Here is a 21931-nt window from a genome sequence, read left to right as displayed (position 1 = left end):
TGAGAGTCTTCAGCCGGCCAAACTGGGCCGGGGACTCGACCATGAAACGCACCAGGCACACAGCCGAGCAGATCATCCGCAAGCTCAAGACGGCCGAGCAGTTGATCGCCCAGGGAAAAACCGTCGCCGACGTCTGCCGCGTCATCGAGGTGACGCAACCGACCTACCACCGCTGGAGGCAGCAGTACGGGGGCATGCAGGCCGAGGAGGCCAGACGGCTGACCCAGCTGGAGAAGGAGAACGCCCGGCTCAAGAAGCTTTTGGCGGAAGCAGAGTTGGAGAAGGCCATGCTCAAGGACCTCGCCGAGGGAAACTTCTGAGCCCGGAGCGTCGCCGCAGGGCCGTCACGGTCCTGCAGGAGCGTTACCGGGCCTCTGAACGCCTGGCCTGCCGGGTGGTGGGCCAGCACCGCAGCACCCAGCGCCATGGCGGCAAGGTCGTCTCGATCGAGGAGGCCAAGCTCCGGCAGCGTCTCCGCGAGATCGCCGCGGACCACATCCGTTGGGGCCGCCGGATGGCCTACCGCCTGCTGCGGCGGGAGGGCTGGACCGTGAACCACAAACGGGTGCAACGGCTCTGGCGCGAGGAGGGGCTGCAGCGGCCCACTCCCAGGAAGCGAAAGCGGGCACGGCCCGCGGACGGCTCGGTGCGGCGTCATCGGGCTGAGCATCCCCACCAGGTGTGGGCCATGGACTTCCAGTTCGACGCCACCGCTGATGGGCGCAGGCTCAAGTTCCTGAACGTGATCGATGAGCACAGCCGCCTCTGCCTGGCGATCCGGGTGGGCAGGCGCTGCAAGGCCAAGGACGTGGTGGCCGTGCTGGAGGAACTCACCAGCCTCTACCCAGCACCGGCGTACATCCGATCGGACAACGGGCCGGAGTTCATTGCCCAGGCCCTACGGGACTGGTGCGAGGCCAGCAGCACTACCAGCACGGCCTACATCGAGCCAGGATCCCCGTGGGAGAACGGATTCGCCGAGTCGTTCAACGGCCGGTTCCGGGATGAGTTCCTCAACACCGAGCTGTTCACAACAGCCCCCGAGGCGCAGATCCTGGCCGATCGTTGGCGCTGGGAGTACAACTCACTCAGGCCGCACTCGGCCCTCCAGGGGCGTACGCCCCTGGAGGCAGCTCAACAGGGAGCTGCAGCATGACCACAACCACCCACTCTCATAAGCCCTGGACCGATAAAGGGGGTCACGTCAGCACCACCTCACCATTGGAGCGAAAGGCGTAGCGGATCCGGTCGCGCTTGCGAAGCCCAAGGGCCTTGCGCACCGGCTTCGGCACGGTGGTCTGATAGCGATCCGTCAGGGCCGATTCCACCTCCTCCGGTGGTGAGCCCACGCTCGAGGCTTCAACAGTGGGAGAAGAGAGAGCGGCCATTGGAGACCCAACGGTTGCTCCTTAACGGGAATGCATGTGCATTGCCTTGGGGATGGGAGGGCGGCGGGCCAGCGCGAACGAATCGGCGGGCAGGCCCCTGGTGCCCGACTTGGACAAATGTCGCCAGGAAGGGTGCCGGAGCGGCTGCTGCTGATTGGCCGCCCGGATCAGGGCCTTATCCGCTGAAGCGTCGTGGGGCTGGGCACTTCTGACCCCTCGGGGCAGATCAGATCGGCGGCCTTCCTGGCATCGCTGAGCACCTGCAGCAGCACCCGGGGCGATTCGCGCAGCAGCTCGACCCAGTGGCCCAGATAGGCGGCGTGATTGGCCATGGCACTGCCGATCTCGAGCCGATCGCCCAGCAGCACCGCCCCCAGCTCGGCCACCAGCTCCTCACGGGCATAGGCCCTGCCGCCATCGCCGCCCTCGCCCATGCCGCCGGAGAGATCCCGGGCCAGCCGGGAGCTGTGGCCGGAGGAGTGGATCGCCTCATGGGCCCAGGTGGCATAGAGGGCCGCCGCTGAATGGAAGGCCGAGCGATCCGGCAGCTGGATGCGATCCGGCCCCGGCAGATAGCAGGCCCGATCGCCGCCATGGCGCACCGGCACCGGCCAGCGGCTGAGGACGGTCTCAGCCGCCGCCAGCCGCTCGGGCTCGGGCCGCTGGATCACCCCCTCGGCCTGGCGGCGCTTCTGGAGGAGCCCCTCCAGCGCCTCGCCCTCCAGATCGGCGGCATTGAAGACCGCCACCGGCCGGTAGCTCACCCAGCGGCGGCCAGCCGCATCGGCCGGATCAGCCTCGGCCAGCTGGCCTTCTCCCCGCTGATGCACCTGGGGCCGCAGCACGTGCACGGCTTTGCTCCCCTTGCGGGGGAAGATCCCCAGCGCCTTGGCTTCGGCAAAGCCGCACCAATAGGGCAGCGCTGAAGCCCGCAGATGCATGCCCAGGGTGAGCAGCACCGGATTGGCACCGCGGTAGCGACGGCCGGAGAGCAGATTCACGTGGTGCCCGCCAGCGGCGGCATCCCACTCGCGCCGCCAGGGGGTGGTGCCCGCCTCCAGCAGGGCGACCAGGGAGGCCACCAGCTTCTCTTCTGGCGAGAGCTTGGGGCCGGGAGTGCCTTTCGGTGTGGTGGTGGATCGTGATGTGGAAACAACAGCCACGGGTGGCAAGCGCAGGACCGCAAGCGCCAGCGCGGCCAGCGTCAAGGGCCGGCCGCAGCGCTCACAGAAACCAATGCCCCAGGTGTCCCATCTCCTGCCGCGGACCGGCTTGCGCCAGCCCTTGAGCGGCACGCTTCTAAATGGCCCGATCCACCCGCACGTAGCCGGCGTTCGTGCAGCGTCCCTGCTCACCGGCTGGGGTGGCGATTCTGCCGCTGAGGCGATCGATGCTGAACAGCACCACTTGGCTGCCGGGCTGCAGGATTTGAATCTGTCCACTGCCAACCCTGGCCTGCACTGTTCGGCGCTGGCCGCTGAGCGGCCAGAACGACGAACCACTGGCAGAGCCTTCGCGGAGGTTGAAATCAACGAGGGTCCCCAGGCCCCCCACCGAGGACGGCGCTAACGAGCAGATCATGTTGATGGGGGAGGCCAGGGCTGAACGGCCCAGCTGCAGTGCCGTCCAGGCCAGCAGCAGCGCCGGCAACGCCAGCAGCGGCCGCCGCGGGCGCGGACCGCGCAAGGAAGGGCGGTGGCTGTGGTCTTCTCCGGATGTCATGCCATAGGTGCCGTCTCCGGGTCGTAACACTCCCATGAAAGTTCGATCAGCGCGTCCTCGCTCAGCTTGATCTCACCCCGCCCGAGGTGGACAGCTCTCGCCATGGCCGGTTTCGGATCTCCATTCCTTTGCCGGTAAGCCCCCAGTCAGGTGGCGGGACTTCTGTCCAGCCCCTGTGCCACCGGGGTGGGCCCAACCGCTGAACAATCAATCGGGGCGACAGGATTCGAACCTGCGACCTAGTGCTCCCAAAACTCTCTTTTACGGGTTTGAGGGATCGATTGCCAGGACTGGAGTCTGGGCCGAAAAGCACTGCTGTCACTGCTGTTTGCCGTGCAAGGGGATGGCAGCCCACGGCAGCCCGTGCCAAGCTGAGGGGGTCGATTTGCTCACATATTTGCTCACATATTTGCTCACATGGGAGCTTCTAGAGCCTCAGATGCCTGGGCTTCTGTGCTCCGCTCCGGCCTGCGCCTCTCCCTCACCCAGCGAGGCACGAGCAGCGGCTGGCGCGTTTCCGATCTGCGAGGGCGTACGCGCCTCACGGTCGATGGCGCCGGCGGTCGTCATCAGGTTCTGTTGCCCATCGAATGGGCCCATGACCAGGCCGATGCGATCCGAGAGACGGTTCTGGCGATCCACGCTGCCCATAGCGAGGGACTTTCACTCGATCGGGCCATTGCAGCCGCACTGGCCATCGGTGAGCCAACAGCTGATCCGGATGCTGGCCCTATCGATTGGCCTGAGCTGGTTGAGCGATTCAAAGCCCGAAAGCTGAGCAGCGGAGCCATCAAGCCCCGGACCTGGGCCGCCGTTTATCAGCGCCGAATGGCAGAACTGCTGGCCATCCTCGCCAGCAAGAAAGCACCAACCAATCCCCGGGAACTGCTGGAAGCAGTGACGGCTCGCTGGTCTGATCAGCCTGGCTCCCGTGGCCGGCAGATGCAGGTGCAGCAGACCGCGGCGCTGCTGCGATGGGGGGTCGATAACGGCGCTCTGGCTGTGGAATGGGCCCCACCTCTGGATCTCGACCCCTTTGTGGGCCGCAAGCGGGAGGGTCGGTCGATCACCACCCCGATCGAGGTGAAGCACATCCTGGAGTTGGTGGAGGCCATTCCGGATGCCCGTTGGCGCCTCGCATTCCAGTTGCTGGCGGCTTATGGCCTCAGACCAGAGGAGCTGCAACACCTTCAGCTGCGCGGCGGCCGCCTGTGGTGCAACTACCGCAAGAACACCAGCCGAGGAGCGACAAAGCCGAGACCGCTGCGGCTGCTGCCCTGCGATGACTGGGCTGAGGCCTGGGAGCTGTTGGAACAGTTCAAAGCCCAGCCACTACCGCCGATGCGGCCGGGCTACGGCGCCGAGGATCTGGGTCTGTACATGCGCCGGCGCCGGCACTGGCAGGATCTGCGGCAGCAGTACGAGGCAGAAGGGGAGAAGCTGGTCCTCTATTCCGCCCGGCATGGCTACGCCCACCGCGCCCACCTGATCTGCGAACTGCCGCCGAAGGTGGCCGCTGCCGCCATGGGCCATAGCGTCGAAACGCACCTGGCGGCCTACAGCAAGTGGTGTGGTGACGACGTTGTAGATGACGCCTTCGAGCGGGCCGCGGCACGCCTTGGTCGATGAACGTCCCGACTGCGATCCACGACGCCCAGAGGGACACACTGCCCGTGGCGCGAGCGATGGCTCCCTTCCCCGTGCCAGGAAGCAACGGATCACTCCCCCTGGTGTGCTCATGACAGGAGTGATAGGTTGTCTTTGTGGTTCCCCTGCGGGACTGATTGCTCGCATTCACCATGAATCCCAAGGAGCTGCGGCTTGCTCAGATGGATGCGGTGCTTCAGGACGCCGCCAGCCATTCACTGGCGCAACGGCCGCCGGCGGGCTGGCTGCGGTCCATCCGTGAGGCCCTGGGCATGACCTCCGCTGCACTTGCGGCTCGCTTAGAAATCACCGCTTCCGGGTTGCGAAAGCTGGAACAGGCCGAGGCGACCGATGCCATCACGCTCGGCACCCTGCGGCGGGTGGCCGAGGCGCTCGACTGCGAGCTGCAGTACACGTTGGTGCCAAGACAGCCGCTGCGGGAGATGAGAAGGCAGCAGGCCCTGAGGCTGGCGCAGCAGTGGCAGCAACGCGCCGGCCGCACCATGGCGCTGGAAGCGCAGCCCATCGATTCGCCATCCGAGGGAGCACAGCAGCGGCTCGAAGCCATGGCTCAGGAGATCCTCCGCACCAGCGGCACCCGGCTATGGGGTTGAACGAGGACCTACCGGCCGGGGCGACGCCTCTCGATGGGGAGGAGCTGGAGGGGCTGCTGCCCTCCCATCTGGTGAATCGCAGCCAGCTGAACGAATGGGAGCAGCAGAACATCGAAGCTGCTCTGCTCTGGCTGTCCCGCCAGCGACGGCCCCGGCCGCTGGAAGAAAGCTGGCTGCGACGCCTGCACCGCGAGATGTTTGGCCAAAGCTGGCGTTGGGCCGGTCAGTACCGGAGCAGCGACAAGAGCATCGGCGCCGACTGGCGGCAGATCCGGATGCAAGTCCCGGCCCTGCTGGCCGACATCGCCTTCCAGGTGGAGCACCGGGTGGATGTGGTGGATCTGATCGCCATCCGTTTCCATCACCGGCTGGTCTCCATCCACCCCTTCCCCAACGGCAACGGTCGCCACGCCCGCCTGATCGCTGACGCGTTGATCGAGCAGCTGGGTGCACCTCGCTTCTCCTGGGGCAGCAGCAGTTCCCTGGTGAATGCCTCAGCTCTGAGGCAGCAGTACATCAGCGCTCTTCAGCGAGCTGACCGCGGTGATCTCACTGCACTGCTGGCCTTTGCCCGAGAGAGCTGAGCAGGCACCGCAGGGCTCCGGTCGGCGACGGCCGTCCTTCAGCGTGCCACGGCTGCGCCGCGGCGTGCATCGGCCAGCCGCCGCCGCCCTCCGCTCCGGGGCCGGTTTGGGGGTGGGCAGGCGTGGCAGCTCTCCCGCGGCTGCGGTGGCCGGGCCCTCACCCGCATCGATAGGGCTGGGGTGAAGCCCCAGGTTTCCTCACGCGGCTGCGCGGCCAGCTGGGCATTCAGTGCTGAATCTGGCGGGTCTGCTTTTCAGCTTTCCGATCCATCAGCGCATGCCTTTGCTTTGCGTAGATCCATTGCCCTGCAGCCGCTCTGCCCGCTTCTCAGTGCATTTGTACTGGTAGAATAAGAGCTGCGCCAAAGGCCACGAGCCCATCGCCTGCGGCAACGAAATCCTCGGACAACTTGCCCCGTTCGTTTGCTCTGTAGCCCATGAGCTTGTCCTCTGCTGCAGTGGCCCAGGCCGCTGCATTGTCTTCCCTTGGCCTCCTGCCGCCGCCGGCGTTGGCCCATCGCTCGATCGTCATCGTCGCCGCTGGTGGCCGTGATCTCTTCTGGCCTCAGGAGCGCATCGCCTCCGCCCTGCTCCAGCGCAGCGGTGGCCGGCCTGTCCATCTGCTGCTTCATGGCGGGGCCCGTGGCGCTGATCGTGCCATCGGTCGTGCGGCCCATCAGCTCGGCTGGCGGGTTCAGTCCCTCGTCGCTGATTGGCGCCGCTATGGCCGCAGTGCCGGCCCCATCCGCAATCGCCTTCTGCTTGAGCAGGCCCTGGTGGAAGCCCAGGCCCACACCTCCCCAGCCTTCAGCGTCTCGGTGCTGGTGATCGCCTTCCCCGGTGGGCCTGGCACGGCCTCGCTGGTTCAGCAGGCCCGCCGCTGCTCCGCCCGTTCGCCGGTGCCGGTGGTGGTGATGGAGGTGCCGCCGCCGTTCTCGCCGGAGCCCCTCGCCGCTTGAGCGGCAATCGCCGCCCCGTTCTTCTCGTGTTCCATCTTCATTCATCACCCCATGGCCGCGCTCACTGCCCCAGCCGCTCCGCTCTCCCCATCTCTCCCCCAGGCCGCCGGGCCGTCCTGCACCCTGCAGCGTTCCGGTTCCCTCTGGCAGCTAGGCATCGAGTCCCAGGAGCTCACCACCGCCATTGCCCAGCTGGCCGAGCGGCTGGAAACCGATGAACCAGACGAACGCCAGCAGATCCTCGGCGAACTCGAGACCGCCCTGCTGGCCGATGAAGGCAACAAGGCCGCCATCGCTGCCAAGGCCGATGCCACTTGCTGGGTGATCGAGCACCTGCGCGGCCAGGCCGCCTACCGCCAGCAGCAGGCCAAGCGGCTCACCGCCCTGGCCGCCGGCGACAACAGCCGCGCCGATGCCCTGGAGCACTCCCTCGTGCTGGTGCTGACCCGCCTGCAGCCCAAGGCCACCCGGTTCAGCTTTCCCAACCACGAGCTCACCTCCCGCAAGTCTCAGGCGGTCGAGATCGACGACGAGGAAGCCCTCGATCCCCAGTGGCTCGCCGTCACCACCACCAGCAAGCCGGACAAGGCCGCCATCAAAGAGGCCCTCAAAGCAGGCCGCCACATCGAAGGCGCCCACCTCCTCTCCCGCCGCAGCTGGCGCATCCACTGACGGCCAGAGGCCGTCTCAAGCAGAGCGACACACCACCGATCACCCATCACCGGAGCCATGGATCTCTCCAGCTACGCCAGCGCCACCGGCACCAACCGCCCCACCAGCTCCCGGCCCAGGGGCCACATCTGGTCGACCCGGCTGTGCAGCTGGGTGGTGCCGATCACCCGCAAGGGCAGCCGCCGGCCCTCCCCCCAACACATCTTCTGCAGCGAGCCGCCCTGCTGGTTGTTGATCGAGCCGCTCAACACGGAAGCCAACGCCAGCTGAGCTGATCTCTCCCCGTCCCCGCCATCACGCCTCATCTCCGCCACCCCATCCCATCGCCGCCATGACCTGCACCTTCTCTGCCGAGCAGATCACTGCCCTCTCCGCTCCACTGGATCGCGCCAAGGTGCGCCAGCGCGAGCAGGGCCGCAGCTCCGTCAGCTATCTGGAGGGCTGGCAGGTGATCGCGGAAGCCAACCGGATCTTTGGCTTTGACGGCTGGCAGCGCCAAACCGTCGCCCTCCGCTGCGTCAACCAGAGCGAGCGCACCATCGGTGCCAGAGGCACGAGCCGGGAGCAGCGCCCCGGCTGGGGGGTCACTTACACCGCCCGCGTGCGCATCACCGTCGGCGAGGGCACCGGTGCCCCGTTGATCCGCGAGGGCTGCGGGGCCGGCCACGGCATCGACACCGACCTGGGCCAGGCTCATGAATCCGCCCTCAAAGAGGCCGAAACCGACGCCATGAAGCGGGCGCTGATGACCTTCGGCAATCCCTTCGGTCTGGCGCTTTACGACAAGCAGCAGCGGGAGGTGACCGGGGCTGCTGGTGGGGGAGGTGCTCGTCCCGCCAACCAGCCAGCGGGCAGGCCCTCAGCGTTGCGAGTGGTGCCCGATGCATCGGCTCCAGCTCAGCACCGAGCCCCATTCACTCAGGAGGCCCAGAGCGAGGCGACATCGAAACCTGCGCCACCCGCAGCTGCAACAGTTCAAGCTGCTCCAGCTGATGCAACAGCCCGACCACAACAACCGGATCCCGGCCTGATGCCTCTCGATCCTGCCACCATTCGTCAGCTGCACGCCACCATCCGGGCCCTGCCAGCGCCGGTGCTGGAGGGGTTCAGCAAGGCCTTCCGCAAGCGGTTCCAGGTGCCGGCTGATGCCCCCTCGATTGCGGATCGGATCTGCCACCGCAGGCATCACGACTGGATTGAGACGTTTCTGGTTCAGCACCAGTCACAGCTAGAGACAGCCGCTCTCCACCACGGCTGAGCTGATCGGACAGGACAGGACACGACAGGGGCAACCGTGCTAGTACATGCGTACGCATTAGCCATGAGTCATGGGTGCCCCTCTCCCCCGACCAGCAGCACTGAATGCCCGGCTCGAAACCCCGATCGAGGAGTGGCCCTACCTCGATGAGGGCACCCTGCAGAAGACCCGCAGCCGCAAGGTCTGCATGACCTGCCACTGGTTCTGCCACCACGCCGGGGTGAACTGCATCCCGGTGCTCACCTGCCAGCTGCACCAAGGGCTGATCGCGCATGGTGAGCACCTCACCAGCCGCTGCCAGGGCTGGACCGACGACTTGGTGCGGCAGAAGGGCTGGGCGCCGGAGGTGGCCTGAGCGGCATATGAACTTCACGGACAGGCCCGGCCGGCCGCCGCTCTCACCCCGGGAAGGCTGGCTGAGCGACGGCCGCCAGGTGCTGCACTTCATGCCACGGCGTTACGACCGCTGGAGCCAGAGCCTGGAGGTGACCCTCGGGGAGCTCATACCCAGCGGAGAGCCAGCACTATTCCAAGCTGCGCAGGGAGCTCACAGGCGAGCAGGCGATCCGGCTCTGGGCCCAGAAGCGGCAGCAGGGCTGGCAGGTCTGTGCGCAGCATTGGGAACTTTCGCCGCTGCCGCAGGGCTGATTCGACCTCCTGCTGTCGCATGCCCCAGCAGGCGAGAGCCGATGCCTGCTCAGTGGCGATGGCGGTGATGGGTGTCGCTGACGTGTGGGTGTGCGTGCTCCAGCTCCCCGTGGCAATGCTCATGGGCGTGCCAGAAGGGCTGATCGGCAGCGACACCCTCGAGCTCCTCGGGTTGATGGCGGTGCTCGTGATGGGGATCGCCGCCGAGTGGATCGTGCCGGTGGCGATGGGCATGACGGAGCACGTCATGGCGATGCCAGTGGCTGTGCTGCTCCAGCAGCAGCAGCAGAACACCCGCGGCCATCAGGCCAGCGGCCACCAGCAACTGGGGCGTGAAGGCCTCGCGCAGGATGACCAGGGAGAACAGGGCACCCACGAACGGCGCGGTGGAGAACAGCACCGCCTCGCGGGCAGCACCGAGATCGCGCAGGGCCAGCAGATCCAGCCAGATCGAAATGCCGTAGCCCAGGGCCCCGATCGCCAGCAATGCCAACATGACTGGCAGCGCCGGGAAGGGGTGCCCGAGCAGCAACGCCAGCGCCAGCATCGGCAGCGACGCGCCCGCGGCCTTGCAGGTGGCGATCTGGATCGGATTGCGCAGGCTGAGGCTCTGGCTGAGGTTGTTATCGATACCCCAGGCCAACGTGGCCAAAGCGATCAGGGCACTGCCCCCTGCATTGGCTCCGCTGAGGGAGCCCTCGGAGAGCAGCACCGCCGCGGCGATCGTGAGCCCAGCGGAAAGCAGTCCCCGCCGGCCTAAGTGCTCTCGCCCCAGCAGCACGGCGATCGCCAGGGTGAACACCGCCTCCAGGTTGAGCAGCAGCGAGCTGGAGGCCGCGGGCAGGCGCGCCAGGCCCATCACCAGGGCTACCGGTCCCACCACGCCGCCGAGCAGGGTGAGGGCCGCGAGCGCTGGCCAGTCCTGCCTGCCTACGGAGGTTTCGGCCTCGGTGTCTCGGAACAGCCGCACCGTCAGTAGGGCCAGGGTGGCGCCCCCATAGAGCAGCCCGGCGATACTCAGAGCCGAGCCAGAACCAGTCACGGTGCTGATCAGCGGGGCGCTGATGCCGAATAAGACGGCGGCCGCCAGGCCAGCCAGCTGTCCACGTCGGAGAGAAGACCAGGCCATCGACTGCTTTCGGACGCTCGATCAGTTCTCGCTTAGTCGCCGTTCCCCGGCCAGGGCATCACGCAGTTTTGCCGTGTTCCCACTAAGCAGGATCTCGCTGCCGCGCACGCCTTGCAGGATTTCAACGCGCTCAGCGGACTGCTGGCCCACCACCACCGGAACTGGCTCCACTACGCCCCGTTGATAGCGGAACACCACCGCCATGCCATTGACCAACTGAACAGCATCCGCCGGCACCGTGAACCGTTGCGCGGAGGCCGGCACCTGGACAAAGGCCGTCACAGCCGTGCCGGCAGGGGGCATGGGCGCATCCACCGTCTCGGCGCGCACCACGGTGACACGATTTCCACTGCCGCTGTCGGGGACCACCGCCAAGACGCGAGCCCGCAGATCCCGCGATCCTGCTCTCACCCGCAGTCGCTGGCCGATCTCCAGGTTGGCGGCCAGCACCGGCGACACCAGGAAGCGCAATTCGCTGCCGCGAGCATCGCTGATCTGGGCCACCTCATCGCCGGTCTGGAGCACTGACCCGGGGGAGGTCTTCACGGCGGCGATCTGGCCACGGATCGGGCTGCGGATCAGCAGGCGTCCCATGGCATCGGGCTGTCCCATCGCCATGGCCTTGGCTGCCGCCGCCCTGGCGGCATTGGCTGCGGTGACGCTGGCGATGCGGCGGCTCTCCAATTCCTGGGCCGAGAGCGCCCCCTGCTGGGCCATCGGTAGGGCCAGGCGATACTGATAACCAAGGGACTGCGCCGTGGCCTGGGCTGTATCCGCATCGGCTCGCACCACCGCCGCGTCGGGGCTCTGAACTTCAGCGATCGGCTCACCGGCCTGGACGGCAGCGCCTGGTGCCACCAGCAGGCGAACGATGCGGCCGGCCACCTGCATGCTTGCACTGGAGCGCGCTCCGACGGCTGCGTCCACAAACCCGGAAATCGGACGTGCGGTGCCCGTGCTCAGATCTGGGCGAATGGTGCTGAGCCCCGAGCGCCGCAATTGCTCTTCACTGAAGGCAAGGGAGCCGCTGCGCGTGGTGCTTGCTGATTCTTTAGCCACGGGCACGGTGGCTGGGCCCGGCTGGAGGCGCCCCAGCGCGATGCCCAGCAACAGGGATCCTCCGAGGGCCAAAGGAAGCAGCACCTGGGGCTGACGCAGACGATCCTTGATGCGATGCAGGCTCGGGTTCATGGATGGGACGCAACGAGGGAGGGCGACGGAGCTGCGACAGGAGGCAACAGCCAACGGCCAAAGCGCACGTACAGCGCGGGCAGCACCAGCAGCGTCAGCGCCGTGGAGGTGATCAGGCCGCCCAGCACCACAACGGCCAGGGGCTGCAGGATTTCGTTGCCGGCCCCGAACGCCAGCGCCAACGGCAAGGCGCCAAGGGCCGAGGAGAGGGCTGTCATCAGGATGGCGTTGAGGCGCTCCAGGCTTCCCTCACGGATCACCTCGCCCAGGGGTTGCCCTGCGCCATGGCGGCGGTTGTAGTTGTCCACCAGCAACAGCCCATTGCGCACGGCGATGCCAAACAGCGTGATGAAGCCGATCAAGGAGGCGATCGATAGCACTCCTCCCGTGAGCAACACCGCCACCACACCTCCGATCAGGGCCAGGGGCAGGTTGAGCATGATCGCCACTGTGGCGGGCACTGATTTCACCGAAATCACCATCAGCACACTGATCACCACTGCGGCAACAGCGCTGTAGACGACCAGAGACGCGGTTGCCCGTTCTTCTGATTCGAACTGACCGCCGTAGCGGATCGTGTAGCCCTGAGGCAGTGGCACCTCACGGGCGATGGTGCGCTGGATGTCTTTGACGACAGTGCCGAGGGGCCGGCCGCTGACGTTGGTGGAGACCACGATCATGCGGGAGACGTCCTCCCGGTTGACGACGTTGGAGCCGAGGCCTTCGTCGATCCAGGCGACGCTGCCCAGCGGCACCGTCATGCCATTGGAGAAGGCCACCGGCACCGAGCGAATGGCCTCCAGGTTTGCGCGCGCGTCCGGCTGCAGCTGCACCAGCACATCGCTGCGCACGCCGGCTTCCACCACGTGGCCCACCACCTTGCCGTTGAAGGCAATCTCCACGGCCTGCGACAGCTTTTCAATGCTGAGGCCAAGGGCCGAGGCCAGGGGGCGGTCGTAGTGGATCTGCAACTGGGGGATGGGCAGCTGGGGCTCCAGCTGCAGATCCACCACTCCGGTGATCGGCTTGATCGCTGTCTCCACGGCCTCGCCGATGCGGCGCAGCTCGCCCAGATCGGTGCCGTAGATCTTGATCGCGATGGCACTGCGGACCCCGGAGAGCACCTCATCCATGCGGTGGGAGATGAAGCCGCCGATGTTGGAAGCCACGCCCGGCAGCTTCTGAAACGCCTGCCGCAGTTCAGCAATGGCGGCTGGGCGGTTGGCCATCGCCTGATCGCTGAGTTCCACATCCACATGGGCAAGGTTCACACCCGCACCATCGGCATCACCAGGCGCGCGGCCGGTGCGCACCTGCACCCACTCGAACAGAGGGTTGTTCTGCAGCGAACGGGTCAGGGCCAGGCCGGCCCGATTGGTCATCTCCAGCGACACCCCGGGGTAAAGCACCATCGAATTCACCAGCGACTTTTCACGGAACTCGGGCAGAAACACCCGTCCCAGTGCCGGCAGGATGAGGGTGGTGGCGATCACCAGAGCAAGGGCCATGGCCAGCACCCGCTGCGGGGAGGCCAGGGCCAGATCCAGCACAGGGCGATAGAGGCGCTGGGCCTGGTTGGCGATCCAGGTGTTCTCCTCCGGCAGCTGAACCGGCGCCAGCAGGATGGCGCAGAGGGCAGGTGACAGGGTCACTGCTACCAGGGTGGAGCTGCCGATGCAGAGCAGGTAAGCCAGGCCCATGGGCGCAAAGATCCGTCCTTCCACGCCGGTGAGCGAGAAGATCGGCGCGAACACCACCGCAATGATCACGGTGGAGAACAGCACGGGCTGGCGCACCTCCAGCGAGGTGTCAAACACCACTTGCAGCGGTGATTTGGGCGTGCTGCTCGCCTGGTTGCGGCACAGGCCCCGGTAGCAGTTCTCCATGTCGACGATCGAGTCGTCGACCACCGAGCCGATCGCCACCACCAGCCCGCCCAGGGTCATGGTGTTGATCCCCAGCCCAAGCGCTTTCATCAGCATCAGGCCGATCAGCAGCGAAAGCGGAATGGCGCTGAGGCTGATTATGGCGGCGCGCCAGTTCATCAGGAACAGCACGATCACCACCGAGACGATCACCACCCCCTGCAGCAGCGACTCGCTCACATTGCGGATGGCGCTGTCAATGAAGTTGCTCTGCCGAAAGGTGACGTGGGTCTGCACATCCGCCGGCAGGGTTCGGTTCAGTTCGGCCAGGCGTCGCTCCACCGCGCGGGTCACGGTGGGTGTGTCCACGTCGGGCTGCTTGGTCACCATCAGCACGGCGGCGGGCTTGCCGTTGAAGCTGGCGTCACCCCGTTTGAGAGCCGCGTCGCGTTTGACCTCCGCCAGGGTGGAAAGCAGCACCGGTTGCCCCTGCTCGTTGCGCACCGCTGCATCAGCCAGGTCGCTGACTTGCTCGATTTGTCCCATCGGGCGGATCAGCCGCTCCTGGCCGCCGGCAATCAGGAAGCCTCCGGGGCTGGTGGCCATGGCATTGGAGACCCCCTCCATTACTGCTTGGAGCGAGACGTTCTGCACCTGCAGTTCCTGGGGGTCGATCAGCACCTGGAACTGCTGCTCATCACCCCCGTAGATCGTCACCTGGGCCACACCAGGGACCGCCAGGATGGCCTGGCGATAGGAGCGCAGCAACAGCTGCTGCAGATCCATCAAGGATGTGGCGCCATCGCCTTTCACCGTGAAGGCCACCTGCAGGATCGTGCCGAGCGGTGACACAAGCGGCGACAACTCCGGTGCGGCGGCATTGGCGGGAAGCTGGGTGCTCACCTGCTGCAACCGCTCCGCCACCGACTGGCGAGCGCGGTAGATGTCGGCGTTCTGGTGGAACACCACCTGCACCATCGACAGGCCCGCCTTGGAGGAGGAGCGCACCGTCTCCACGCCGGGGATGCCGTTCACGGCCGATTCAATCGGCAGGGTGATCCGGGCTTCCACCTCCTCAGGCGAGAGGCCGTCAGCGCTGGTCTGTACATCCACCTGCGGCGGTGCAAAGGGCGGAAAAACATCCAGCGGCATCTGGCTCACGGCCAGCAGGCCCCAGAGACTGATGACCACCGCAGCGGCCACGATCAGCCAACGACGGGCGATCGAGAACCGCAGCGTGGTGTTGAGCAGCTTTTCGATCATTCGCCCTGCTTGCCGCGGCGGTTGATCAGCACCGCCCCTGCGGCCACCACCGCGGCAACACCGGCTGTGCCAGCGATCAACGGCAGGTTGCCGCTGGAGTTGGAACCGTCCTCGGCCTTGGCAACAGCACCGGCATCAGCCGCAGGAGCCTCCACCTGCTGGGTCTTCTTCGATTCGGCGTAGAGCGAGAGCACACCCGACAGCACCACGTCATCGGTGTTATCGATTCCCTCCGTCACGACCACGCGGTCTCCCTGGTTGGCTCCGGTCTGCACGAAGACTGGGTCGTAGGTCTTCTCGGTCTGCACGAACAGCAGGGACTTGCCATCGGCATCCACCAGTGCAGTGGCGGGCACGGTGAGGCCATCAGGTCCTTGTTCGGGCTTGGCCGTGGCCACACCCAGCAGCCCATCGCTGTCGGCATTGCGCTTCACCTGGCGCACATCCCCCTGCTGCTGGAACTCATCACCGTGGCCCACGTGGGCCCTGGCTAGCGGTGATGCCGTGGCGATGGCGAGCAGGGCAGCGGTGGAGAGGCTGGCTCGAGCGGCCAGCTGCAGGAATCGGTTGACCAAGGCCCATGGGAACGGTGGATGGGCGGAGGATGGAGCAACCGGGATGAAAAACAGGTGAAATCGCCGGCACTCACTAGCATCTGCCATCCGGAGCCCACCCCTGATGTTGCTGCGGATCCTGCTGGTGGAAGACGAAGAGGATCTGGCTGCAGCTGTCCAGACGGTGCTGCAACGCCAGGGCCATGTGGTGGATTACTGCTCCGGCGGTCTGGAGGGTTGGAGCCTGCTGAGCGGTAAACTTGCCCGTTACGACCTCGCCATCCTCGATTGGATGCTGCCGGATCTGAGCGGTGTTGACCTTTGCCGGCGCGCCCGGGCCGCTGGCATGGGGCTACCGGTGTTGTTGCTCACGGCCCGCGCCGAGACTGCCGATCGGGTGGAGGGCCTCGATGCGGGTGCTGATGACTACCTCAGCAAACCTTTTGCGATGGAGGAGCTGCTGGCGAGGATCAGGGCCCTTCAGCGGCGCCACCCCGGCTACCGGGAGCCCTTGTTGGCAGCCGGTAGTTATCGATTGGATCCCAATGTAGGCACGCTGCTGGTCACGACCACCACCGGTGAGGTGCGCGTGGAACTGTCGGCCAAGGAGCAGCAGTTGATGGCCTATTTCCTGAAGCATCCAGGCCAGATCATTCCCGGCTCACGGCTGCGCCATCAACTGTGGGATCTGCATCAGGACCCGGTGAGCAACGTGGTGGCTGCCCAAGTGCGGCTGCTGCGGCGCAAGCTGGCGGCCCACGGCCTTCCCTCGCCGATCGAAACGGTGCCCAGCAAGGGGTATCGGCTCGCACCGCCTGCGACCGCGGAGACGTGAGCCATCACCGTTCCTCAACGCCAAGATTGCTGTGGCGCGCCCGCTTGCGCCTGGCAGGCCTGTCGTTGCTGGTGATGGGCACACTGCTCTATGCAGCCGGCTTTGCCATGGGCCGGTTGCTGCTGCAGACCCAGGAAACGGCGATCAGGCGTGAATTGCAGAGCCTCGCCGGCACGCTGCACGACAGTCTCAAGCCCGCCTTGCCGCCGGAGGCCCGGCCCTCCGGCGCCCTGGCTGCGGTGCTGCCGGGCCTCTGCCTGGCAGGCAAGCCCTGCATTCCGCCGACGGATCTGATCCATCGGCATGCGATCAGTGCAAGCGATCCCGACCGCTACAAGCTGCGAGTGTTCAATCACCACGGGGTTCTGATCGCCAACTCCCCTGGCGCCTTGCCGGTGAGGCAGAAACCTGGGCTGCTGGGCTGGGCATTGACCGGTGAGCGAGCCGGAGAACGCTGGGGCACCTATGCGATTCACCTGCATCACTCCCATGGCCCCGGCGAACTGATCTGGGGCTACCTGCAGATCTCAAGCAGCCTGGAGCACCTCGATGCCGAAGCGAACCGCTTGTGGTGGCTGGGCCATGGGGTCTTCCTTCTAGCGATGGTGGGGGTAGCCGTAGCCAGCTGGTGGTTGGCGGGGCTGGCCATGGCTCCTCTGCTGGAGGCCTACCGGCGCCAGGAACAATTCAGCGCTGATGTGGCCCATGAACTGCGAACACCACTGGCCAACCTGTTGGCCGTCGTGGAGGCGGAGCGCAGCACAGCCGATCCTTCCACCAGCAACATGCAGGTGACCAGTCTGGATCGGGTTCTGGCCCAGGGGCGGAGGCTGCAGCAGCTGATTGCTGATCTGCTGCTGCTCGCGAGCCTGGAGCGATCCTCGCCTCAAGGCCTCAAGGAGGTTTGTGATCTCACCGAGATCGTGATGGATGTGGTGGAGGAGTTCAGTGAAGTGGCCGCTGCTGCTCAGGTCAGCCTCAAGGCGGAGCACCTCAGCCCTTGCGCCAGGGTTCTGGGCGTTGAATCGGAGCTCAGCAGGCTCGTGATCAACCTGCTCAGCAATGCCATTCACTACACCCCGGCAGACGGTGTTGTCGACGTGAGGCTGGACAAGCAGGGCCGGGAGGTTGTGCTGGCCATCAGCGACAGTGGCCCTGGAATCCCCGTCGATCAGCAGGCGAGGATCTTCGATCGCTTTACCCGGCTTGATGCGGCCCGATCCCGGCAGCAGGGGGGCACGGGCCTGGGGTTAGCCATCGCTCAGGCGATCGCACGTCACCATGGCGGTGCGATCACTGTTCGGTCTGCAGCAGGACAGGGAGCCGTGTTCATGGTCCGGTTGTCAGCTGGCCACTGACTTGCCTCTCACCCGGCTGATCAGGCCCACCAGACACACACCACGGGGCAGGGGGGCCAGGTATCTCAGCATCGGCGGAGCAGGGCGGCCAGCTCCCGCCCGCATTCCTCATGGGCCCCAAGCCGGCCGGGGAGATGCAGGGTGTGATCGGCCACCGCCGCCAGGGCCTGCATCGCTGCAAGGGATTTCGGCGGCGCCTGGTCGGCGATCGCCACCGTCAGCGGACTCTTCAGGTCTTGTGCTGCTTCAAGCCAGCCCTGGGGGGCGTCGTAGGGATCGAGGCCTCCGGTCACGAAGGAAGAGCTGGCGAAACGTGCCCCCAGCTGGCGGGCGATCCGCTGCCGCGCAGCAAGGCCCTCGGGGCTCAGGCCGTGACCGGCCACATCCACGTGGCGGCGGCTCATCCAGCCGAGCATGGCTGTGGTGGTGTTGAGCCGGTAGAGCAGGGGCCCGAGCAGCGGCGCCTCCACCAGGGAACGGATCGCCGGGAAAGCGCGGCTACGGCGGCCGGCCATCGTCGGCAGCGGCCCGCGCCAGGTGGGGGCCACCAACACCCACTCGCGAAACTCCAGGCCATGGTGCTCAGCGGCGAGCAGGGCGATGCCGGCGGCATGGCCAGCGGCGATCAGACCACAGTCGGTCGGGCAGACCTCGCGTCGGACATCAGCCAGGAACAGGGCCAGGAGCTCGGCGTCGTACGGCAGCCGAGGCCGATCACTCTCCCCGAACCCTGGCCAGTCAAGGCTGATCAGCCGGGGTCGCTCGGATGGCTCACCCGGGCCGTCAGGAATGGCATCGCAGAAGGGCTGCCATTCCTGACGGCTGGAGATCGTGCTCAGCGCCGGCAGCAGCAACCAGGCCGGGCCGCTGCCCCCCTGGTCCGTCATGGCGATTTCAAGGGTTCGCCCGCCATGACGCCAGAGGTAGGAACGGCGGTGAGCGGATCTGGAGGATTGGACGGCAGTGGTCAAGGGAGGGCAGACCAAGTCATCTACATGTATACAGTTTGGTAATGACCACGGGGGTGTCGATGGCCGCCAAGCGCTGTTCCTCCAGCCGAGAAGGCAAGGTGCTGCTCTCCTGCTGGATTCCAGAAGAGCTGCGCATGGAGCTCGATCGGGTCTGGGCCGCCAAGGGCCTCAGGCCCCATGGCCGCACCCAGCAGGGGATGGAGGAGATGATCGCCCTCTACCTGACGGCCCAGCAGGAGACCTGAGCCATGGGCGGCCAGCACGGGCACGGAGCAGAACCTCACGATCACCCCCATGGGCCTGGCGATGATCACCATCACGACCACAGCCATGGCCAGCAACCAGACGGTCAGGCCGGAAGGGCCTTCCGCTGGAGCATCGCCCTCAACAGCGGCCTCACTGCCCTGCAGCTGGTGGTGGGCTTTGGCTTCGGCTCGCTGGCGCTGATCGGCGATGCCCTCCACAACCTCGGCGATGTGGTCAGCCTGGCCCTGGGCTGGGGGGCGGATCGTCTCAGCTGCCGGCCGGCCCGCGGGCGCTTCACCTACGGATTCGGCCGCAGCACCCAGATCGTGTCGCTGGTGAACGGCCTGCTGATCTTCGCGGCCGGTGCGGTGGTGGTGGTGGAAGCGATCCAGCGTCTGTTCAACCCGGTGCCGCTGATCGTGGGCCCGGTGGCCTGGGCGGCGGCCGCCGGCATCGCCATCAACCTGCTCTCGGCCCGCCTGTTCGGCCACGACCACCACCACGACCTCAACCAGCGGGCGGCGGTGCTGCATCTGCTCACCGATGCCGCCGTCTCGGTGGCGGTGCTGCTGAGCGCCCTGGTGGTGGGGGCCACCAGCTGGCTGTGGCTCGATGCCGTCACGGCCATTGGCGTGGGGGCCGCGGTGATCTGGAGCGCCCTGGGCCTGTTGCGCGAGGCGCTCGCCCTCACCCTCGACGCCGCCCCGCGCCATGTCGATCTCATGGAGGTGGAGCAGGCTCTGGCGTCGCTGCCTGCAGTGCTTGAGGTGGAGAAACTGCATGTCTGGGGGCTGAGCACCTCCCGCACAGCCCTCACCGCGCATGTGGTGATTGATCCCGATCGCCTGCTGCGTGAGGGTCTCAGCCGGGATCAGCTCCTGGCCTCGGCCCAGCGACGGCTGGAAGCGTTTGGAATCCGCAAGAGCACGCTGCAACTGGAGAGCGCGGCTCAGACGGATGGAGCCCTCTGATCAGGGAGTGGGACGGCCATGAAGCTCCTGCTCGTCGAGGACGACCCGACCCTCCAGGAGGCCATGCAACGGCTGCTGCTCCAGTGGGGCTATGGCCTTGAGGTCGCGGGCACGGGGGGCGAGGCGATGGGCTGGCTGAAGCAGGAGCGCTTCGATCTGGTGCTGCTCGATCTCGGCTTGCCCGACACCGACGGCCTGACGCTCTGCCGGCAGCTGCGCCGGCTGCCGTGCCATCAGCCGCTGGTGCTGATGCTCACCGCCCGTGATGGACGCACCGACAAGCTGCTCGGCTTCGAGGGAGGCGCCGATGACTACGTCGTCAAGCCTTTCGATCCCGAGCTGTTGCGGGTGCGGCTGGCGGCCCTGCTGCGCCGCGCCAATCGCCCCCTGCAGAGCCAGTTGTGCTGGGTCCGCTGGCGCTCCAGCCCGGTCAGACCGTGGCGTTGGTGCGTGGGCATCCCCTGGAGCTCACCCCCAAGGAGGCCCTGCTGCTGGAGCAGCTGCTGCGCGCCCGCGGCGCCAGCTGCCGCAAGAGTGAGCTGCTGCACGCCTGCGCCGATGGCCGCCGCGTCGTCGGCGAGGACGCCCTACGCGCCCAGATGCGCAACCTGCGTCAGAAGCTCACTGCCGCTGGCTGTGATCCGAACCTGATCGAAACGGTGTATGGCCATGGCTGCCGGCTCCACGCAAGCGCTACCGACTGATCCGCTGCAGCTCAAACGCCGGCTCCTCCTGCAGGGTGGCGGCTTCGCGTTGCTGCTGCTGCTGTCCTTCTCCGGCACCCTCTATTGGGGCATCGCTGTGCAGCGGGGCGAGGACCAGCGCACCGAGCTGGCCAGCTGGCCGCCACGGCCGCGGCCCAGCTGCCCCTGATCGCCCATGAGATGGGCGAGGCGGAAGGGCGTGCCAAGTTCCGGGCCGGTCCGCAGCGGATCGCCGTTCCGGCGTTGGTTCAGCAGCGGGTGCAATGGTTCGATACGACATGGCCAGTTGCTCAGCGAACAGGGCTTCCTGGCCGTGCCGGCCATGCAAGAGGCACTGCCGCAGTCCACCTCCATCCCGAGCTGGCAGCGCTGGCCGGGTGGCGTCAGCCTCGTTCAGGTGGTCCAAACGGAGCCGCTGCACGCTGGGGCCGATCCCAGTGGGAACAACCTCCCCCAGGCGGCGGGCGCAACTTCGACGGAACAACGGCTTGGTTACGTGCGGGTGGCCCTCTCGGACCGTGCCGCTCTGGCCGATCTGGAACGGCTGCGCCGCGGTCTGCTGCTAGGTGGCATCGTCACCGCTCTGGCGGCTCTGTTGGCGGGCCGCCGCATGCTGCGGGCTGCCTTCCTCCCCATGCAGGAGTACCTGCGTGCCTTGCAGCGCTTCACCGCCGATGCCTCCCACGAGTTGCGCCATCCACTCACGGCCCTGCGCACCCTGCTGGCGGGGGTGCCGCTGGAACTGCGCCCACACCCCGGCCTGGCCTGGCCTGAGCTCGACCGCCTCAGCCGTCGGATGGGCGAGCTGCTGGAGGATCTGCTGACCCTGGCCCGGCTGCAGCAGAGCTGCGACGGCAGTGACGGGCGACCTCGGGACTGGCAGCGGTTCGATCTGCTGGAACTGCTGGAGGATCTCATCCGCTGCTACGCACCCCAGGCGGCCGCGCGCGCGATCCAGCTGCGGCTCAGTCCCGCGCCGGAAGAGCACAGCGTTCTGGTGGAGGGCGACAGCGAGGAACTGCTGCGCCTGTTCACCAACCTGGTGCTCAATGCCATTCGCCACAGCCCCGAGGGAGGCCGGGTGAGCCTCGACGTGACAACGACGAAACGGCAGGTGCAGGTGGCAGTACGCGATCAGGGGCCCGGCATCCCGGCGGCCCAGCGGGAGCAGGTGTTCGATCGCTTCTGGAGTGGCGCCGATCGCGGCGGCCACAGCGGGCTGGGACTGGCAATCGGCCGCGCCATCGCCCGCCGCCACGGCGGTGAGCTACGCCTCGGCGAGAGCCGGCCCGGCCTGTGTGTACTGCTGGTGGAGCTCACAACTGCCGTGGATCCGCCGCAAACCTCATGAC

The 21931-nt window shown here is 66.8% G+C and carries 25 protein-coding genes and 1 pseudogene; 17 read left to right on the top strand and 9 right to left on the bottom strand.

The annotated features are described in order from the left end of the window. The first annotated feature begins 41 nt into the window (after positions 1-41). Positions 42-1156, top strand: a protein-coding gene (locus CyaNS01_RS08655; RefSeq protein WP_370561479.1) for an IS3 family transposase whose coding sequence is annotated in 2 segments (ribosomal slippage) — positions 42-303 and positions 303-1156 — 1116 coding nt in all. Because the reading frame shifts where the segments join, the coding sequence is not laid out codon by codon here. Positions 1157-1199: 43 nt separating this feature from the next. Here CyaNS01_RS08655 and CyaNS01_RS08650 read toward each other — a convergent pair. The 3 genes from CyaNS01_RS08650 to CyaNS01_RS08640 all read right to left on the bottom strand — a co-directional run bounded on the left by CyaNS01_RS08650 (position 1200) and on the right by CyaNS01_RS08640 (position 3146). Then, the gene (locus CyaNS01_RS08650) at positions 1200-1349 is read right to left on the bottom strand and encodes a type II toxin-antitoxin system PrlF family antitoxin (protein WP_225875595.1); all 150 of its coding nucleotides are present in this window, start codon (positions 1347-1349) and stop codon (positions 1200-1202) included. Between the two features lie 206 nt (positions 1350-1555). Further along, positions 1556-2470, bottom strand: coding sequence for an ArdC family protein (locus CyaNS01_RS08645; RefSeq protein WP_186696732.1), 915 nt, complete (start codon positions 2468-2470; stop codon positions 1556-1558). Between the two features lie 217 nt (positions 2471-2687). Beyond that, positions 2688-3146 (bottom strand): hypothetical protein, encoded by a 459-nt coding sequence (locus CyaNS01_RS08640; RefSeq protein WP_186696731.1) that lies wholly within the window; start codon positions 3144-3146, stop codon positions 2688-2690. Between the two features lie 792 nt (positions 3147-3938). Here CyaNS01_RS08640 and CyaNS01_RS08635 point away from each other — a divergent pair. The 5 genes from CyaNS01_RS08635 to CyaNS01_RS08615 all read left to right on the top strand — a co-directional run bounded on the left by CyaNS01_RS08635 (position 3939) and on the right by CyaNS01_RS08615 (position 7586). Further along, positions 3939-4739, top strand: a complete 801-nt coding sequence (locus CyaNS01_RS08635; RefSeq protein WP_186696730.1) for a hypothetical protein — start codon at positions 3939-3941, stop codon at positions 4737-4739. Positions 4740-4948: 209 nt separating this feature from the next. Beyond that, positions 4949-5371 (top strand): mobile mystery protein A, encoded by a 423-nt coding sequence (locus tag CyaNS01_RS08630; RefSeq protein WP_222934176.1) that lies wholly within the window; start codon positions 4949-4951, stop codon positions 5369-5371. Beyond that, the gene (locus CyaNS01_RS08625) at positions 5362-5955 is read left to right on the top strand and encodes a mobile mystery protein B (protein WP_186696729.1); all 594 of its coding nucleotides are present in this window, start codon (positions 5362-5364) and stop codon (positions 5953-5955) included. Before CyaNS01_RS08630 ends, CyaNS01_RS08625 begins: the two co-directional genes overlap by 10 nt. Positions 5956-6392: 437 nt before the next feature. Further along, complete coding sequence (locus CyaNS01_RS08620) at positions 6393-6914, top strand: SLOG family protein (protein ID WP_186696728.1); 522 nt, start codon at positions 6393-6395, stop codon at positions 6912-6914. A gap of 51 nt (positions 6915-6965) precedes the next feature. Further along, positions 6966-7586, top strand: coding sequence for a siphovirus Gp157 family protein (locus CyaNS01_RS08615; RefSeq protein ID WP_186696727.1), 621 nt, complete (start codon positions 6966-6968; stop codon positions 7584-7586). A gap of 71 nt (positions 7587-7657) precedes the next feature. On the opposite strand, the gene CyaNS01_RS08610 is transcribed toward CyaNS01_RS08615, so the two are convergent. Continuing rightward, positions 7658-7846 carry a hypothetical protein gene (locus CyaNS01_RS08610; RefSeq protein WP_186696726.1) on the bottom strand — a complete coding sequence of 63 codons (189 nt, stop codon included), beginning with the start codon at positions 7844-7846 and terminating at the stop codon, positions 7658-7660. A gap of 71 nt (positions 7847-7917) precedes the next feature. Here CyaNS01_RS08610 and CyaNS01_RS08605 point away from each other — a divergent pair, with 71 nt between their 5' ends. The 3 genes from CyaNS01_RS08605 (at position 7918) to CyaNS01_RS14980 (ending at position 9492) form a co-directional block, all read left to right on the top strand. Beyond that, positions 7918-8844 (top strand): RAD52 family DNA repair protein, encoded by a 927-nt coding sequence (locus CyaNS01_RS08605; protein ID WP_186696725.1) that lies wholly within the window; start codon positions 7918-7920, stop codon positions 8842-8844. A gap of 70 nt (positions 8845-8914) precedes the next feature. Continuing rightward, positions 8915-9199, top strand: coding sequence for a galactose oxidase (locus tag CyaNS01_RS08600; protein ID WP_186696724.1), 285 nt, complete (start codon positions 8915-8917; stop codon positions 9197-9199). 179 nt (positions 9200-9378) lie between these two features. Continuing rightward, entirely contained in the window at positions 9379-9492 is a 114-nt protein-coding gene (locus CyaNS01_RS14980) for a DUF1651 domain-containing protein (protein ID WP_225875931.1), read from the top strand. Between the two features lie 49 nt (positions 9493-9541). Here the strand turns inward: CyaNS01_RS14980 and CyaNS01_RS08590 are convergent, their stop codons facing one another. The 4 genes from CyaNS01_RS08590 to CyaNS01_RS08575 are packed head-to-tail and all read right to left on the bottom strand — an operon-like array spanning position 9542 to position 15515. After that, entirely contained in the window at positions 9542-10621 is a 1080-nt protein-coding gene (locus tag CyaNS01_RS08590; RefSeq protein WP_186696723.1) for a DMT family transporter, read from the bottom strand. A 21-nt stretch (positions 10622-10642) separates the two neighbouring features. Then, positions 10643-11812, bottom strand: a complete 1170-nt coding sequence (locus CyaNS01_RS08585; protein WP_186696722.1) for an efflux RND transporter periplasmic adaptor subunit — start codon at positions 11810-11812, stop codon at positions 10643-10645. Continuing rightward, positions 11809-14940 carry an efflux RND transporter permease subunit gene (locus tag CyaNS01_RS08580; protein WP_186696721.1) on the bottom strand — a complete coding sequence of 1044 codons (3132 nt, stop codon included), beginning with the start codon at positions 14938-14940 and terminating at the stop codon, positions 11809-11811. Before CyaNS01_RS08580 ends, CyaNS01_RS08585 begins: the two co-directional genes overlap by 4 nt. Beyond that, positions 14937-15515 carry a hypothetical protein gene (locus tag CyaNS01_RS08575; RefSeq protein ID WP_225875594.1) on the bottom strand — a complete coding sequence of 193 codons (579 nt, stop codon included), beginning with the start codon at positions 15513-15515 and terminating at the stop codon, positions 14937-14939. The genes CyaNS01_RS08580 and CyaNS01_RS08575 overlap by 4 nt, the downstream gene beginning before the upstream one ends. 109 nt (positions 15516-15624) lie before the next feature. Here CyaNS01_RS08575 and rppA point away from each other — a divergent pair, with 109 nt between their 5' ends. Both rppA and rppB read left to right on the top strand, forming a co-directional pair. Continuing rightward, on the top strand, positions 15625-16329 hold the full coding sequence (gene rppA, locus CyaNS01_RS08570; protein ID WP_255460153.1) for a two-component system response regulator RppA: 705 nt from the start codon (positions 15625-15627) through the stop codon (positions 16327-16329). After that, on the top strand, positions 16326-17687 hold the full coding sequence (rppB, locus tag CyaNS01_RS08565; protein WP_304523738.1) for a two-component system sensor histidine kinase RppB: 1362 nt from the start codon (positions 16326-16328) through the stop codon (positions 17685-17687). Before rppA ends, rppB begins: the two co-directional genes overlap by 4 nt. 65 nt (positions 17688-17752) lie before the next feature. On the opposite strand, the gene CyaNS01_RS08560 is transcribed toward rppB, so the two are convergent. Further along, positions 17753-18574 (bottom strand): alpha/beta fold hydrolase, encoded by an 822-nt coding sequence (locus CyaNS01_RS08560; protein ID WP_186696718.1) that lies wholly within the window; start codon positions 18572-18574, stop codon positions 17753-17755. A gap of 143 nt (positions 18575-18717) precedes the next feature. On the opposite strand from CyaNS01_RS08560, the gene CyaNS01_RS08555 reads away from it, so the two are divergent. From CyaNS01_RS08555 to CyaNS01_RS08535, 6 genes and pseudogenes are all read left to right on the top strand, one after another. Beyond that, entirely contained in the window at positions 18718-18903 is a 186-nt protein-coding gene (locus tag CyaNS01_RS08555) for a hypothetical protein (RefSeq protein ID WP_186700540.1), read from the top strand. Positions 18904-18906: 3 nt separating this feature from the next. Beyond that, positions 18907-19875 carry a cation diffusion facilitator family transporter gene (locus CyaNS01_RS08550; protein WP_186696717.1) on the top strand — a complete coding sequence of 323 codons (969 nt, stop codon included), beginning with the start codon at positions 18907-18909 and terminating at the stop codon, positions 19873-19875. A gap of 18 nt (positions 19876-19893) precedes the next feature. Then, positions 19894-20172, top strand: a pseudogene (locus CyaNS01_RS14975) (response regulator transcription factor); the annotation flags it as partial. 104 nt (positions 20173-20276) lie between these two features. Further along, on the top strand, positions 20277-20579 hold the full coding sequence (locus CyaNS01_RS14970; protein WP_370561497.1) for a transcriptional regulator: 303 nt from the start codon (positions 20277-20279) through the stop codon (positions 20577-20579). Further along, complete coding sequence (locus CyaNS01_RS08540; protein ID WP_186700883.1) at positions 20539-20748, top strand: hypothetical protein; 210 nt, start codon at positions 20539-20541, stop codon at positions 20746-20748. Before CyaNS01_RS14970 ends, CyaNS01_RS08540 begins: the two co-directional genes overlap by 41 nt. Before the next feature lie 117 nt (positions 20749-20865). Next, positions 20866-21930 (top strand): cell wall metabolism sensor histidine kinase WalK, encoded by a 1065-nt coding sequence (locus tag CyaNS01_RS08535; protein ID WP_186696715.1) that lies wholly within the window; start codon positions 20866-20868, stop codon positions 21928-21930. The last annotated feature ends 1 nt before the right edge of the window (position 21931 follow it).

This window comes from Cyanobium sp. NS01 (assembly GCF_014280235.1).
Classification (GTDB): domain Bacteria; phylum Cyanobacteriota; class Cyanobacteriia; order PCC-6307; family Cyanobiaceae; genus NIES-981.
Note: the sequence above shows the minus strand (reverse complement) of the source record. Positions and strands in the feature narration are given on the sequence as shown.